The organism is Leucobacter exalbidus, from assembly GCF_017834145.1.
GTDB lineage: Bacteria > Actinomycetota > Actinomycetes > Actinomycetales > Microbacteriaceae > Leucobacter > Leucobacter exalbidus.
This window is the reverse complement of sequence record NZ_JAFIDA010000001.1, coordinates 2,284,432-2,298,344: the sequence shown is the minus strand read 5'-3', so window position 1 is coordinate 2,298,344 and position 13,913 is coordinate 2,284,432. Positions and strand designations below refer to the sequence as shown.

Here is a 13,913-nt window from a genome sequence, read left to right as displayed (position 1 = left end):
TTGTCTCCGTTCGCGTCGTTGCTTGTCCACACTATTGCGCAATGCCCTCGCAAGTTTTGTAGTTTTCAGATAACTTCAACGTATGGATTCGGTGAAAGCTCCAAGCCCGGTGGACGGTGTGCCCGTGCGCGATGATGTGCTGCGCACCATGACGCTGCACGAACTACTGGCTGAGCTCGGTGAGCACGTGTGTGCGCAGATCGGCCAGGCTAACGGCGGCCGTGAAGTGCGCGGTGCCGAGTTTTACGATCCGTTTGATGTGCAGGCAGGTGACCCCGATGTGGTGTTGCTGGCGCCGTCGGCCGGGGGCGGCGATGCGGCGGCGTATGAGCAGCTCGCGCAGCACGCGGTGGCTGCGGGGGCCGCGGCGGTCGCAATCAAGTGCGTCGATGATGATCTGCCGATGCTTGGCGCCATCGCGCACCGTCGCGGGCTCGTGTTTTTGCGGCTGCCCGAGCGGCTGAGCTGGCGGCTCTTCGACGCGCTGCTCGCGCAGTCGTTTGGGGAGCGGCGCCACAGCGAAGATGCGCACCGCAACCGCGGCACCGAGCCACTGTATGCGCTCGCCAACGAGCTCGCGAGTTTCTTCGGCGGCTCGGTGGCTGTCGAAGATCTTGGGCGCCGCATCATCGCGTACTCGTCAGTGCCCGGGCAGCTCATCGACGCACTGAGAACCCAGGGCATTTTGACCCGCCAGGTGCCAGGGTCGCCGTTTAATGATGACCAGTACCGCACCGTGCTGCGCGCCACCGAACCGATTAAGTACCCGCGGCTCGGTGACGAGGAGCCCCGTGTGGCGATGGCGATTCGGGCGGGCCGGCTGCCGCTCGGCACGATCTGGGTGATCGATGCCTCGGGTGAGCCCGGGCTGACCGCCGAGCAGCGTGAGCGGGTGGTGACGGCCGCGTCGGTGGCCGCCGCCCACATGCTCGACAACATTCAGGTGCGCAATGCCACCCAGATTCCACGCGAGAATCGGCTGCGCACCCTGCTCGACGGGCATCAGGTGGTGGGCAGCGAGCTCGCCGAGCTGGGTATGACCGAGGAGCGCGGCGCCGCACTGCTCGCGTTCAGCCCGCCCGCGGTCGAGCACGGTTCGGTGCTGGCACAGCTGCGGTCGACGGTGCAGCGCCACCTCTCGCTACACCACACTGAAACGGTGACCCTCACCCGCGGCACGAGCGTCTACGCGCTCGTCACGCACGATCCCACGCGCCCCCTCGGTGAGCTCGTGGCCCCGCTGCTGCCGATCATTGATCGGCTGATCACCCCGGGCACGCTGGTGGCACTGCCCGGCATCGCGCACCGGGCAAGCTCGGTGGCGGGGCTGCGAGAGATCGCCGACCGGCTGCTCGCGCTCGCGGCGGGCCCGGCGCCAAGGTTCGCGACCCCCGAGCAGGCGGGCTCCCCCGCACCACCTGCCGCCCGCATCGTGACGGTTGATCTGCTGCGGCCGCGGCTGCTGTTTGAACAGGTCGAGAAGCTATTTGCGGCGGCCCCCGAGCTGCGCGATCCGGCGCTGCGTGCCCTAATGACAGACTCCCCCGAGTTCGCAACCACGCTCGCGGCCTGGTGCGCGAGCTTTGGCAGCATCGCGCGCACGGCCCGCGCCCTCGGCGTGCACGAGAACACAGTGCGGTACCGGCTGCGCCAGATCGAGCAGCACACCGAGCTGCCCCTGGGCGAGCCAGATATGATGCTGGCAGTGTGGTTGCAGTTACGCGCTGACACCCCGCCTCACACGCCCGTCGCGTGAGGCCCGATCGGAGGCCCCGTGCAGCACGACTCCCACCCATCTGCCGAGCTGGCGCGGCTCGCCGAGATCGTGGCCGCGGGCCCCGCGGCGGTGCTCACGGGCGCGGGCCTGTCAACCGACTCTGGCATCCCCGATTATCGCGGCGCCGGATCCCCGCCCCGCACCCCCATGCGCATCAGTGAGTTCATGGCCGATGAGGCCTACCGCCGCAGGTTTTGGGCCGGTGCCCGCGTGGGCGCGGCCCGCATGTCGGGCCTCAGCCCCAACACCGGGCATCTCGCGCTGGCCCGGCTCGAAATGGGCGGGCACGTCACGGGGGTGGCGACGCAAAACGTCGACGGGCTACACCGCGCTGCCGGATCGCGCACCGTTGTCGAGCTGCACGGTCGTGGCGATGTCATCGTGTGCACCCGCTGCCATCGCACGTTCACGCGTGCCACGGTGCTCGCGCAGTTTGACGCACGCAACCCCGGGTATGCCGAGGCGCACGCGCACGCCCAGATCGCACCCGACGGTGACGCCGAGGTCACCCAGTTGGCGGGTGTCGCGGTGCCCGAGTGTGAGGCGTGCGGCGGGATCTTGCGGCCCGACGTCGTCTACTTTGGTGAAATGGTGCCCACGCCCGTGTTTCAATCGGCGGCGGCGCTGGTGGAGCACGCCGGCAGCCTGATTCTTGCGGGCACTTCGCTCGCGGTGAACACGGGCATGCGGCTCGTGCACCGGGCCGAACGCTTAGGGCTGCCGATTGTGGTGATCAATCATGGCCCGACCGCCGTCGATGCCCGCGCCTCGACCACGCTGCGCATCGAGGGCGGCACGAGCGAGGTGCTCGGTGCCGCGGCCGACCTGTTGGGGTGAGCCGCAGCACCGGGTGATCAATCGCTACTCGGTGACCGCGAGCGACGGAGGCTGGTGACGGAACCCGCGGGTGACCACGGCGAGAATGATCACGCCGACAGCGACCCAAATGCTGCCGAGTGTGATGGCGTGAATGTCGAGCTGCACGAGCAAGAACAAAATCACGAGCACGCCGATGATCGGGCACAGCAGGTAGAGGAACACGTTCAGGTGTTCACCGGCCTTGCGCCGCTTCGCCCAGAACACGATGACCGACAGGTTGACCATCGTAAACGCGATGAATGCGCCGAAGTTGATGAACGAGGTGGAGGTAGCCACGTCCATGAAGATCGCGATGACCCCAACGAGGGCGATCGCGAGAATGCTGAACAGCGGGGTGTGGAACCGGCGGTTGAGCACGCCGAAGATGCGCTTGGGCAGTACGCCGTCGCGGCCCATTGCGAACAGCAAGCGGCTGCCCGCGGCCTGCGCCGCGATACCCGAGGTGAACTGAGCGACGACGAGCGCCGCCAAGAACACGGCGCCGAAGAAGGCGCCGCCGATGCGCACGGCGATTTCGAATGCTGCCGCGTCAGAGTTTTCAAACACGCCACCGGGGTGCACGAGCTGCACCGCGTATGACACGAGCACGAAGATACCGCCGCCGATCAGCGCGATCAACATGATCGCCTTGGGCACGGTTTTCTTAGGTTCGATCGTTTCTTCGGTGAGCGTTGTGACCGCGTCAAAGCCGAGGAACGAGTACGCGGCGATGGCGGCGCCGGCAGTGATGCCCGTGAGCCCGAAGTCCTCGCCCACGAACGGTGAGGTACTAATGAGGCCCGCGGCCCCGTCGGTGCGCGCCACTTCAGCGAAGGCGAGCGCCACGAAGAATACGATCACGAGAATCTGGAACGACATCAAGATGAGGTTCACCCGGTCGGCCACCTTGATGCCGATGATGTTCAGCGCGGTGGTGAGCACGATGAAGCCGAGAATCCACACCGGCATGGGAATGCCGGGGAACTGGGCCTGCAGGTACGAGCCGCCGATGAGCCAGATCACCATGGGCAAGAAGAGGTAGTCGAGCATGGTGGCCCAGCCGACGAGAAAACCGATGCGGCCGCCGATCGTGCGTCGCACGTAGGTGTACGCCGAACCGGCCTCGGGGTAGGCCGAGGCCATGCGGCCGTAGCTGTTCGCCGTGAACAGCATGGCGACGAGCGCGATGAGGTAGGCACTCGAACTGGCCCCGTCGGTCTCTGCTGCGATGACCCCAAAGATGCCCAGCACGATCAGTGGGGTGAGATACGCGAGGCCGAAGATGACGAGCGACGACAGGTTCAGCGTGCGTTTCAGCGTGATCGCTGTTGGTGGTTGTGACATGGTACTCCGTTGTTAATCGTCAGTCAGGGTGCAGCGTGCAGCAGTGCAGGGGTGGTGCTTCTAATCAGCGGTGGTGCGCGGCGTCCAGGTGCGCGGGTCGATGCGCCCCTCGTACATCGGCAGGGGCACCGGCGCATCGGTCGGGCCGAACTGGTGCCACAGCCGGTTGGATCCGGCGGTGCCCTCGGTGCGCACCCGGGTGACCTCTGCGCGCGAGAACGGCACAACCAGCGTTTCCTCGCCGAGCCCGGCTTCAGCGAGCACCCAACCCTCGGGGCCCACCGCGATGCTGCGGCCACGGCCCACCGGGCCTGCGCAGTTCACGCTGATCATGTAGTTCTGGTTCACGATTGCGTTCGCCCGGGCGAGCGCCAGCTCTTGTTCGCGGTCGTCGCTCGTGGTCTTTACGATGTTGAGCACCAGATCGGCGCCCAACCAGGCCAGCTGCCTGGAGTGCTCGGGGAACCACGCGTCGTAGCAAATGGAGAGCCCCGCGGCCCCCAGGCTGTCCATCTCAGTCACCGAAAACTCGGTGCCAGGGAGGTGGGGCTCAAATGGCCGCCATGGGAAAATCTTGCGGTAGTGGGCGCGCAGCTGCCCGGCCGGATCAAACAGCAGCTGGGTGTTATAAAACTCGCCATTGGGGCCCCGCTCGCCGATGCTGCCCGGGCTCAACCAGATCTGAAACTCTGCGGCGATCTCGCCAAGCGCCTGCACAAATGTCGAGTCGAGCGCTGCCGCGGCAGATTTCAACGCCGCCGGCCGGTCGGCCTCTGGGAGGTGCTCGGTACCGTGCAGGTGCATCTCGGGGTACACCAGCAGCCCAATCTCGGGCCGGGCCGCGAGCGTTGCCGCGACATCGCGACGAAACTGCGGCAGCGGGTTTTCGTACGCGATGGGAGATCGCTGTGCGAGGCCGATAAAGAGTGGCCCGTCTTCGCTCGGCAGCGCTGCCACCTGCCCCGCCTGATAAGTGTTCATTTTGATCAATATATGCGAATGTCTCGATATACTCAAGTCATGGATTCGCGAGGTAGTGAAGTTGCGGCAGATCTCACCTCGACGCTGTTTGATGCTCCCGGCGCTGCTGCCGCGACGCGACTCTCGGCGGTCGACACGGTGCGCGCACGCATTTTGCTCGCGGTTGAGCACGCGCTCATCACGCCGGGCACCAAATTGCCGCGCACCCCGCTCATCGCTTCGGGCCTCGAAGTCAGCGAAATCACCGCCCGTCGCGCCCTCGAGAGCCTCGTCGAAGATGGGGTGCTCGTGCGTCGGCGCGGGCGCGGGGGTGGCACGTTCGTGTCAGATAGCCCGCCGCAGCTGCAGGATTCCTCGGTCGTGGCGTATCGCGCCGACGAGCAGGCCATCCACCGGCTCATTGATCAGCGCAGCCTGATGGAGAGCGCCATCGTCTTCGCTGCGGCGCAGACCGCGACGCCCGCGCAGTGCGCGGTGCTCGACAGCTTTCTCGATCGCTCTGAGGCGGCAGAAAGCTGGCTCGAACACCACCTGCCCGACCGCGAGTTTCACCTCTACTGCGCCGAGATGAGCGGGCTGCCTGAGACGGCGACCTACGCCGCCTATTACGAGGCGCTCACCCGGTACTACGTGCCCTATCCCATGGATCGGATGTCGAATTCGCGCTGTGAGCACCGCGCATTGGTGGCGGCTTTTCGCGCGAATGATCCCGCTGCCGCGGTGCGGGTGACGCGTCAGCACGTTGACGCGCTTAGGCGAGAGATGTTCTTTGGCCTGAGCCGGCCTGCGGCCGCTGCGGGTGACTCGCGCAGCTAACCGCCGCGGGCCTACCGGGCCGCGGGTAGTCGCGGGCAAACACAACGGCGCCGGATCAGGGGGCTTTCGCCCGCCCGATCCGGCGCCAGTGTGTGCGTGAGGTTACGCGGCCTGTGCGGCGGCGGTCAGCTCGTCGAGCAGCGCGGTGAAGAGTGCTGCGCACTCGGCCGCGTTGGCCGGGTCAATCGACCCGGCGATGGTGGTGAGCACCATCGAGACGCCGATCGCGCCAGCGTCGGGAGCGCCCAGTGCGCGCTCGCCAACGTAGCTTGCACGGCCGCGCTTGGCGCGCAGCTCTGAGGTCTGCTGCGCACCCGCGATGAGCGCGCGGCACAGGGCCACCGTGTTGTCTTCGGTGCAGGTGACGGCGCCGTGCAGCGCATCCACCATGGTGCGGTCGCCGGGCTGGGCGCCGCCCACGCGCTGAATGGCGGCGAGGCCCTCGGCGATGCCGGTGCGGAAGCGCACGGCGGCGTCGACCGAGTTGATATTCTCGCCCTGGTCTGCGAATGCGGCAGACACGGCCGACAGCAGCAGGCCGATCAGCGGCCCGCTCGAGCCACCCACGTTGTCGAGGAAGCTGCGTGCGAGACGCTCGATGCCGTTGTCGTCGGCTTCGTTGGCGGCACCGGTGACACCCGATACGAGGTTGTCGCCGAAGTCGCCGTCACCGGCGAGCTGGTCGAGGCGGGTGAGTGCGGCGTGCGCGGCCGCGGCGCGAGCTGCGACGGCGTCGACGATCGCGTTTGCGGGGATCGACACGGCTGCGGTCTCGCTCTTGGGCTGCACCACGGGCACGTAGGCCGAGGTTGCGGGCACGCCGGGCAGGGCGGCCTTGGCGAGCCACAGCTCACGGCGCTGATCGTCACTCTTGGTGAGCGTGATCATGAAGCCGCGCATGTCGAGGGCCGACACGAAGGTGCCCACGAGTGCGCTGTCGATCGTGATGGCGCGGGCCGTGAGGTTGGCCTCGAGCGTGTGCATGATGGCGCCGAGCTCGAGCGGGGTGGCGCCGCCGAGGCCGTTGACGACCGCGATCACGCGATCGGTGCCGCCGGGCAGCGACGCGAGAATGTCGTCGGTCATGCGCTTCACGAGGGCCTCAAGGCTGGTCGCGGGGACCGTCTCGGGGGCGGGCTCACCGTGAATGCCGATGCCGTACTCGACGGTGCCGGGGGTGATCTCGAAGGCCTCTTCGCCGGTCGCAAACGAGGTCAGCGGGCCGGTGGCCACGGCGAGGCTGCGGCTGTCGGCGATGATCTCGTTGCCGAGCTGCTCCAGCTCAGCAAGCGAGGCGCCCTGATCGGCGCGTGCGCCGAGCAGCTTCTCAACAACGGCGGTGGCGCCGGTGCCGCGGCGGCCGGTGCCCGTGGTGGGATCGTCGGTGGCGACGTCGTCGTCCACAACGATCTGCGCGACGGGCACGCCCTCCATGGCGAGGCGCTCGGCGGCGATACCGAAGTGGATGATGTCACCCGTGTAGTTCTTGACGATCAGCAGCACGCCATCTGAACCGGCAACCTTCTTCGAGGCCTCCAGCACCTGCGTATTGTGGGGGCTCGCGAAAACGCGACCGGGAACGGCGGCATCAAGCCCGCCCTGTCCCACAAACCCGGCGTGCAGCGGCTCGTGGCCCGACCCACCACCAGAAACCAGGCCGACAACGCGGGCCGGGTTGGTCTCGCGCACCGATACGAACAGCGGCTCCTCGGTGAGGCTCAGCGTGTCACCGTGCGACGCCACGAAACCGCGAAGGGCCTCAAGCTCGAGTGAGTTGTCGGTGGGCAGAAACAGCCGAGTGGTCGGCACAGCCTGCTCGGTGGGAGAGGATTCAGACAAGGGCGGTTCTCCTTCGAAAGCATGAAAACAACGCGGTCGCAGTCCCATCGGGCCGCTGCGCGAACGCCGCCCCAGAAAATCTGGCACACCATTCATCGCAAGAGGTCGAGGTCGAGGTCGCTGATCGCAAACACGGTAATTACCTCGCCAATAGTAGTAAACCTGGCTGAATTCGCTGACCCCGCACGCGGCTTTGGCGCGCCGAACACCCCAGTGATGTGTTTTGCGGAGGCAATCGGCGACAACTGATGATCACGCGTGGGGACGAGGCCCGGCACCGCACGCACAATAGCGCCGGATCGGGTGGCTGCGTAAGCCACCTGATCCGGCGCAGATGTTCGGTTGCGATTATTCGCCGCGGGAGATGCGCGTCATTTCGTCGCGCGGCACCACCTTGATGCGGGTGCGGTCTTCGGCGGCGCCGAGGGCGAGCTCGTGCTCGTCGAGGCGGTGCCAGCCTTCAAGATCGGTGTAGGGCACCTTGCGCTCCTGCAGCAGCGCGGGGATCGCGTCGGCGGTCGGAGCCTCGGGCTGCCACCAGGTGGCGCGGTCGGCCATCAGCGACTCGAGGGTCTCCATCGCGTCAGACTTCGTGTGGCCGATGAGGCCAACGGGGCCGCGCTTGATCCAGCCGGTCGCGTACACGCCGTGCACCTGGTCGCCCTCAAGGTTCTGCACGCGCCCCTGAGCGTTGGGGATGACGCCGCGTGCCTCGTCGAAGGGCACCTCGTCGACGGGCGAACCGAAGTAGCCCACCGCGCGGTACAGCGACTGCATCGGAATAATCTCAAACTCGCCGGTGTCGATGATGCCACCCTCGCCATCGGGCGCGGTGCGCTCGATCTTGAGGCCGGTGACGCGGCCGTCTTCGGTCACAACCTCGACGGGCTTCGACCAGAAGTGCATGTGCAGCTTGCGTGACGCCTGCTCACCGGCGGCCTCGCGCTCCTGCTGATCCTTGCGCCACTTGTCCATGATGCGCGTCATTACGAGCACCTGCTTGTTCTTCGCCAGCACCTCGTCGGCGTAGGCGTCTTCGCGGTCGAAGTCACGCTCGTCGATCACCATGTCGACGTCGTTCAATTCACCCAGCTCGCGCAGCTCAAGCGGCGTGAACTTCACGTACTTGGGGCCGCGGCGGCCAAACAGGTGCAGCTCTTCGATCGGGTTCGCTTTCAGCCCCTCGTAGACGTTCTGCGGAATCTCGGTGGGCAGCAGGTCATCGGCGTGCTTGATCAGCATGCGCGAAACGTCGAGCGCGACGTTACCGTTGCCGATCACGCCCACCGACTGCGCCTCGAGCGGCCAGGTGCGCGGCACATCGGGGTGCCCGTCGAACCAGCTCACGTAATCGGCCGCGCCGTATGAGCCCTCGGCGTCAATACCGGGAATCGACAGCGCCGCATCGCGAATCGCGCCGGTCGAGAAGATCACCGCGTGGTAGTGCTTCTTCAGGTCGTCAAGCACCACGTCTTGGCCGTAGCGCACGTTACCGAAGTAGCGCACGCTGCCGCTGTCGAGCACGTCGCGCAGGGCGTTAATGATGCCCTTGATGCGCGGGTGATCGGGCGAGACGCCATAGCGCACCAGCCCGTAGGGGGCGGGAAGCTGCTCGAAGAGGTCGATTTCGACCTCGAAGTCGCGCTCTGCCTTCTGCAGCAGGTCGGCGGCATAGATACCGGCGGGGCCAGCTCCAACAATTGCCAGTCGCATGGTTTCCATCGTTTCAGTCAGTTCCTTCCATTCCCGAAACGGAAAAGTTGTGTGGGGCGATGCCCCGCGGCTCGCTAGGGTTAGCCCTCGCGGTGAACGATTGAGTCGGCCATGTGCTCGAGCGCACGCTTCACCGATGACTTCGGCAGCACGTCGAGCGCTGCGACCGCGTCGGCGGCCCAGCGCCTAGCCGTCTCCTCAGTTTCGCGGGTCACGTTGTGCTCACGCAGCGCGGTGACCTCGGGGTCGAGGATGGCGGGGTCTGCGCCCTCGGCGATCGCGGCAACACCCGCGTCGATGCGTGCGAGCAGCTCGGCGTCTGCCGCGTTGCCCGCGGCGGCGCTCTCGCGCAGCAGCAGCAGCGGCAGCGTCGCGACACCGGCGCGCAGGTCAGTGCCCGCCTTCTTGCCGGTCTGTTCCTTCTTGGGAGACAGATCGATGACGTCGTCGATGAGCTGGAAGGCGACGCCGATGCGCTCACCGTACTCGGTCACCGCGTCAGCGTATTCGGCCGGAGCATCGCTGAACATGACTCCCATGCGTGCGGCGGTCGCGATCAGGGCGCCAGTCTTGTCAGCGAGCACCTGAATGTAGTGCGGAATCGGGTCTTCGCCAGCCTGCGGGCCGACCGTTTCGTGCAGCTGACCGAGGCAGAGACGCTCGAAGGTGCGGGCCTGCAACAGGATTGCATCCTCGCCCATGCCCGACACGAGGGTCGAAGCGCGGGCGAACAGCAGGTCACCGGCGAGAATCGCGATCGAGTTCGACCACACGGTCTGCGCCGAGGGCACCCCGCGGCGCAGGTGCGCGTCGTCCATCACATCGTCATGGTAAAGCGAGGCCAGGTGCGTCATTTCGACGGCCTGTGCTGCCCGGCGTACGAGCTCGTTGGGGCCAGAGCCCAGTTCGCTAGTGAGCAGGGTGAGCACGGGGCGGATGCGCTTGCCGCCGGCTTCCATGAGGTACCGGGCGGGAGCGTCGGCGACCGGCGAAGCGAACGCGAGGTGCGTCATCAGCTCGGCTTCGATCTGCTCCAGCTGTCCCTGGATCTCTTTTGCGTGGCGCCTATCTTGCGCGCCGCGGAACAACCGCATGGGCAGCGCCTGGGTGGCGGTATCGGCGGCGGCGGGTCGGCTCACTGTACGTCTCCGGTGGTCGTTGGCTGGGCCGCGGGCTTCGCGGGAGTATCTGTCGCAGCGGGCTTCGCGGCGGCGGGCTTCGGCGCTACCGGCTTCGCGGCAGCAGCAGGCTTCGCCGTAGCGGCAGGCTTCGCAGCGGCCGGCTTAGCCGAAGCAGCAGGCTTGGCAGCAGCGGGCTTCAGCGTTGCAGGCTTCTTCGCGGCCGGCTTTTTCGCGACTGCGGGCTTCGCCGCAGCAGCAGGCTTCTTGGCCGCGGGCTTCTTCGCGGCAGGCTTCTGCTCGGCAGGCTTTGCAGCGGCCGTATCGGCGGCGGTCACCACGACCGGCTCGCGCGGCACGAACCCGCGGTGCAGCGCCACGATACCGAACGTGAGGTTGCGGTAGGCGACCCGCTCGAGACCGGCATCGCGCAGCCACGAGGCGAGCTCGTCTTGCGACGGCCATGCCTCGATCGACTCGTTGAGGTAGCTGTAGGCGGCTGCGGCTTCGCGGTTAATCGCACCGGCGATGCGCGGCAGCACGTGCTTGCCGTACCAGGCATACGGTGCCCGAATCGCTGACGACGGCGGGGTCGAGAACTCGGCAATCACGACGCGGCCGCCGGGCTTCACGACGCGGCGCATCTCGGCGATGGCCTTGCGCGGGTCGTTGACGTTGCGCAGGCCATAGGAGATGGTGGCGGCGTCAAAGCTGTTGTCTTCGAAGGGCAGCTGGGTCGCATCGGCCCACACGAACTCGATGAGATCGTTGCCTGCCTGGCGCTTACGCCCCTCGGCGAGCATGCCTTCAGAGAAGTCTGCAGCGACGACGTGGGCGCCGTGTGCGGCGAGGGCGGCTGACGAGGTGCCGGTGCCGGCTGCCAGGTCAAGAATGCGCATTCCCTTGCGAGGTCCGACCGCTTTCGTGGTCGCGATGCGCCAGAGGCGGTCGTTACCCACCGTCAGCACGTCGTTTATGAGGTCATATCTGGGGGAAACCTCATCGAACATGGCCGAAACCTCGTCGGCGTGCTTGGTGGAAGTGTCTGGGCGAGTCACAGGCTCCATGCTATCCCGTTGTTGCCGGGCGTGAGCTGGCCGTCGCCGCTTTGTGTTCAGCTTTGCGACCCTCGGCACCTCACTTTCAGCCCGCACGGGTAGATTAGTGGGGTGTCAACACCCAGCACACCCCGTCTTCACGCGGTGACACGCCCCCTTGCAGGCGGCGTCGATCTGCTCCCCCTTACTGACCCCGCCGCACCGCTTGCGTGGCTGCGTGGCGACCGCGGTGCCGTCGGCATCGGTGAGGCGCTGCGCCTCACCTTTCACGGCCCCACCCGGTTTCGCGATGCGGCGGAAGCGTGGCGACTCATCTCTGAGGCGGCCACGGTCGATGATCCGGTGCATATGCCCGGCTCAGGCCTCGTGGCGTTTGGCGCGTTCGCATTCGCGTCGAGCAGCGCGACCGCCAGCACCCTGATCGTGCCCAGCACCATCGTGGCGCGGCACCGCGATCTGTGGTGGGTGACGCGGGTCACCGACCTGTCCACTGATCAGCATCCCGCCGACTCCGCTGCCGATCATGTGAGCGCGGCCGATCTGCCGCAGGCCACGGCCGCAGGCTTCTGGCCTGGTGTCGCGTTTGCCGATTTGCGTGAGCAAGCGGCCCCCTCGGTGTCGGCATATCTCGCCGGAGTGCGCGAGGCCGATGACCGCATCGCGCGTGGCGAGCTCGAAAAAATCGTGATCGCCCGGCAGGTGCGCGGGTCACTCGATGCCGACGCCGATCTGCGCACGCCCATCGGCCGGCTCGCTGACCGCTACCTCGACTGCTGGACCTACGCCGTCGACGGCCTCATCGGCGCGAGCCCCGAAACGCTCGTGCGCTCCACCGGCGGTTCGGTGTCGGCCCGCGTGCTCGCCGGCACCCGGGGTCGCCACCCCGAAGACGCCGCGCACGATGCCCGCGCCCGCACCGACCTGCTCACGAGTTCGAAAGAGCAGCACGAGCACTCGTTCGCGGTGCAGAGCGTGGTCACCGCGCTCGCGCCGCACGTCACCAGCCTGCGCACGAGCGAAGAACCATTTGCGCTCGAGCTGCCCAATGTGTGGCACCTCGCGACCGATCTGGGCGCGAATCTTGGCGAAGCCGGATCCTCGCTCTCGCTCGTCGATGCCCTGCATCCGACTGCCGCGGTAGCCGGCACCCCCACCGCGGGGGCCATCGCGGCCATTGACGCGCTCGAGCCCTTCGACCGGGGCCGGTACTCGGGCGCGGTGGGCTGGATCGATCAGGCGGGCGACGGCGAGTGGGCGATCGCGCTGCGGTGCGCGCAGCTCGGCGAGGCTGACCCCGCAACCGGCACCCGCGAGATTATCGCGAGCGCCGGCGGCGGCATCGTCGCAGGCTCAGACCCCGCGGGCGAGCTGCGCGAAACGGTCTCAAAATTTCGCCCGGTCACCGAGGCGTTCGCGCGCTAACTGCGCGCTCACGCCTCGGCATCGGGTGTCAGACCTGCGGCCTGAGGTGTGGCCCAGGTGCTAGGCCGGCCAGGTGAGGCCGCTCGTGGCGTCGAGGCGCGCACGCTCAGCCTCAAGGTCAAAGTCACCGGGAGGCCAGGTCAGCCCCAGCTGCTCAAGCTTTTGGATGACGATGCGCTGAATCGCCACGCGGGCGTACCACTTCGAGTTTGCCGGCACGATGTACCAGGGCGCATGAGCGGTATGGGTGCGCTCGATGGCAATCTGGAACGCCTCCATGTGCTGCGCCCAGAAGCCCCGCTCGTTGGCGTCGCTCTCGCTGTACTTCCAGTGCTTCGTGGGCTCGTCGAGACGCGAAGAGAGCCTGCGGTACTGCTCTTCAGGCGAAATATGCATCATGATCTTGATGATGTGCACGCCATCGTCTGACATGCGCTTCTCAAACTCATTGATCGCGCCGTAGCGGCGCTCGATCTCTTCGGGCGGGGCGAACTGGTGCACCCGCTGCACGAGCACATCTTCGTAGTGCGACCGGTCAAACACCCCGATCACCCCGGGCACTGGCACCTTTGGTTCCACGCGCCACAGAAAATCGTGGGCGCGCTCTTCAGCGGTGGGCGCCTTAAACGCGGCTAGTCCCAGCCCGTATGGTTCGATCTCACCAAACACGTGGTTGACGACGCCGCCCTTGCCGGCGGCATCCATCGCCTGCAAGACCACGAGCACGCGATCGCGTGATCCGGCCCAGCTGCGCGCGAGCAGTCGCTCCTGCAGCTCACGCAGGGGCTGCTCGGAACGGAGCAGCTCAGCGTGGCCCTCGGCTTTCGAGGCGTGCGTACCCGGTAGTGAATCTGGATCAATCTCGCTCAGCTGAAAACCCTCGCGCACCCGAAGCAGGTCTGCGACGTCTTTCCGCCAAAATTTTTCACCCGTATCGGTGACCTCGTTTGTGTACGCCTGATCTACTGCGACCTGCCCCATTGCGGT

At 66.8% G+C, this 13,913-nt stretch carries 11 protein-coding genes; 4 read left to right on the top strand and 7 right to left on the bottom strand.

Going from position 1 to position 13,913, the window contains the following annotated elements; genetic code table 11:
• Nucleotides 1-82: 82 nt before the first annotated feature.
• Nucleotides 83-1,756 carry a PucR family transcriptional regulator gene (locus tag JOF28_RS10445; protein WP_209705698.1) on the top strand — a complete coding sequence of 558 codons (1,674 nt, stop codon included), beginning with the start codon at nucleotides 83-85 and terminating at the stop codon, nucleotides 1,754-1,756.
• 18 nt (nucleotides 1,757-1,774) lie between these two features.
• A complete protein-coding gene (locus JOF28_RS10440) occupies nucleotides 1,775-2,614 on the top strand; it encodes a Sir2 family NAD-dependent protein deacetylase (protein WP_209705697.1) in 840 nt (279 codons plus the stop codon).
• 24 nt (nucleotides 2,615-2,638) lie between these two features.
• Here JOF28_RS10440 and JOF28_RS10435 read toward each other — a convergent pair whose 3' ends face one another.
• Entirely contained in the window at nucleotides 2,639-3,979 is a 1,341-nt protein-coding gene (locus JOF28_RS10435; RefSeq protein WP_209705696.1) for an APC family permease, read from the bottom strand.
• Between the two features lie 60 nt (nucleotides 3,980-4,039).
• Nucleotides 4,040-4,960, bottom strand: coding sequence for a carbon-nitrogen hydrolase family protein (locus JOF28_RS10430; protein ID WP_209705695.1), 921 nt, complete (start codon nucleotides 4,958-4,960; stop codon nucleotides 4,040-4,042).
• A gap of 39 nt (nucleotides 4,961-4,999) precedes the next feature.
• Here JOF28_RS10430 and JOF28_RS10425 point away from each other — a divergent pair, with 39 nt between their 5' ends.
• Nucleotides 5,000-5,776 (top strand): FadR/GntR family transcriptional regulator, encoded by a 777-nt coding sequence (locus JOF28_RS10425; RefSeq protein WP_209705694.1) that lies wholly within the window; start codon nucleotides 5,000-5,002, stop codon nucleotides 5,774-5,776.
• Between the two features lie 102 nt (nucleotides 5,777-5,878).
• Here JOF28_RS10425 and JOF28_RS10420 read toward each other — a convergent pair whose 3' ends face one another.
• From JOF28_RS10420 to ubiE, 4 genes are all read right to left on the bottom strand, one after another.
• Nucleotides 5,879-7,615, bottom strand: a complete 1,737-nt coding sequence (locus tag JOF28_RS10420) for a dihydroxyacetone kinase subunit DhaK (protein WP_209705693.1) — start codon at nucleotides 7,613-7,615, stop codon at nucleotides 5,879-5,881.
• 348 nt (nucleotides 7,616-7,963) lie between these two features.
• Nucleotides 7,964-9,337 (bottom strand): FAD-dependent oxidoreductase, encoded by a 1,374-nt coding sequence (locus JOF28_RS10415; RefSeq protein WP_209705692.1) that lies wholly within the window; start codon nucleotides 9,335-9,337, stop codon nucleotides 7,964-7,966.
• 71 nt (nucleotides 9,338-9,408) lie between these two features.
• Nucleotides 9,409-10,422, bottom strand: a complete 1,014-nt coding sequence (locus JOF28_RS10410; RefSeq protein WP_209707011.1) for a polyprenyl synthetase family protein — start codon at nucleotides 10,420-10,422, stop codon at nucleotides 9,409-9,411.
• Nucleotides 10,423-10,463: 41 nt separating this feature from the next.
• Nucleotides 10,464-11,513 (bottom strand): bifunctional demethylmenaquinone methyltransferase/2-methoxy-6-polyprenyl-1,4-benzoquinol methylase UbiE, encoded by a 1,050-nt coding sequence (gene ubiE, locus JOF28_RS10405; protein ID WP_209705691.1) that lies wholly within the window; start codon nucleotides 11,511-11,513, stop codon nucleotides 10,464-10,466.
• A 135-nt stretch (nucleotides 11,514-11,648) separates the two neighbouring features.
• Here ubiE and JOF28_RS10400 point away from each other — a divergent pair, with 135 nt between their 5' ends.
• A complete protein-coding gene (locus tag JOF28_RS10400) occupies nucleotides 11,649-12,926 on the top strand; it encodes an isochorismate synthase (protein ID WP_209705690.1) in 1,278 nt (425 codons plus the stop codon).
• Nucleotides 12,927-12,986: 60 nt separating this feature from the next.
• Here JOF28_RS10400 and JOF28_RS10395 read toward each other — a convergent pair whose 3' ends face one another.
• Nucleotides 12,987-13,907, bottom strand: a complete 921-nt coding sequence (locus JOF28_RS10395) for a PPK2 family polyphosphate kinase (protein ID WP_209705689.1) — start codon at nucleotides 13,905-13,907, stop codon at nucleotides 12,987-12,989.
• Between the last annotated feature and the right edge of the window lie 6 nt (nucleotides 13,908-13,913).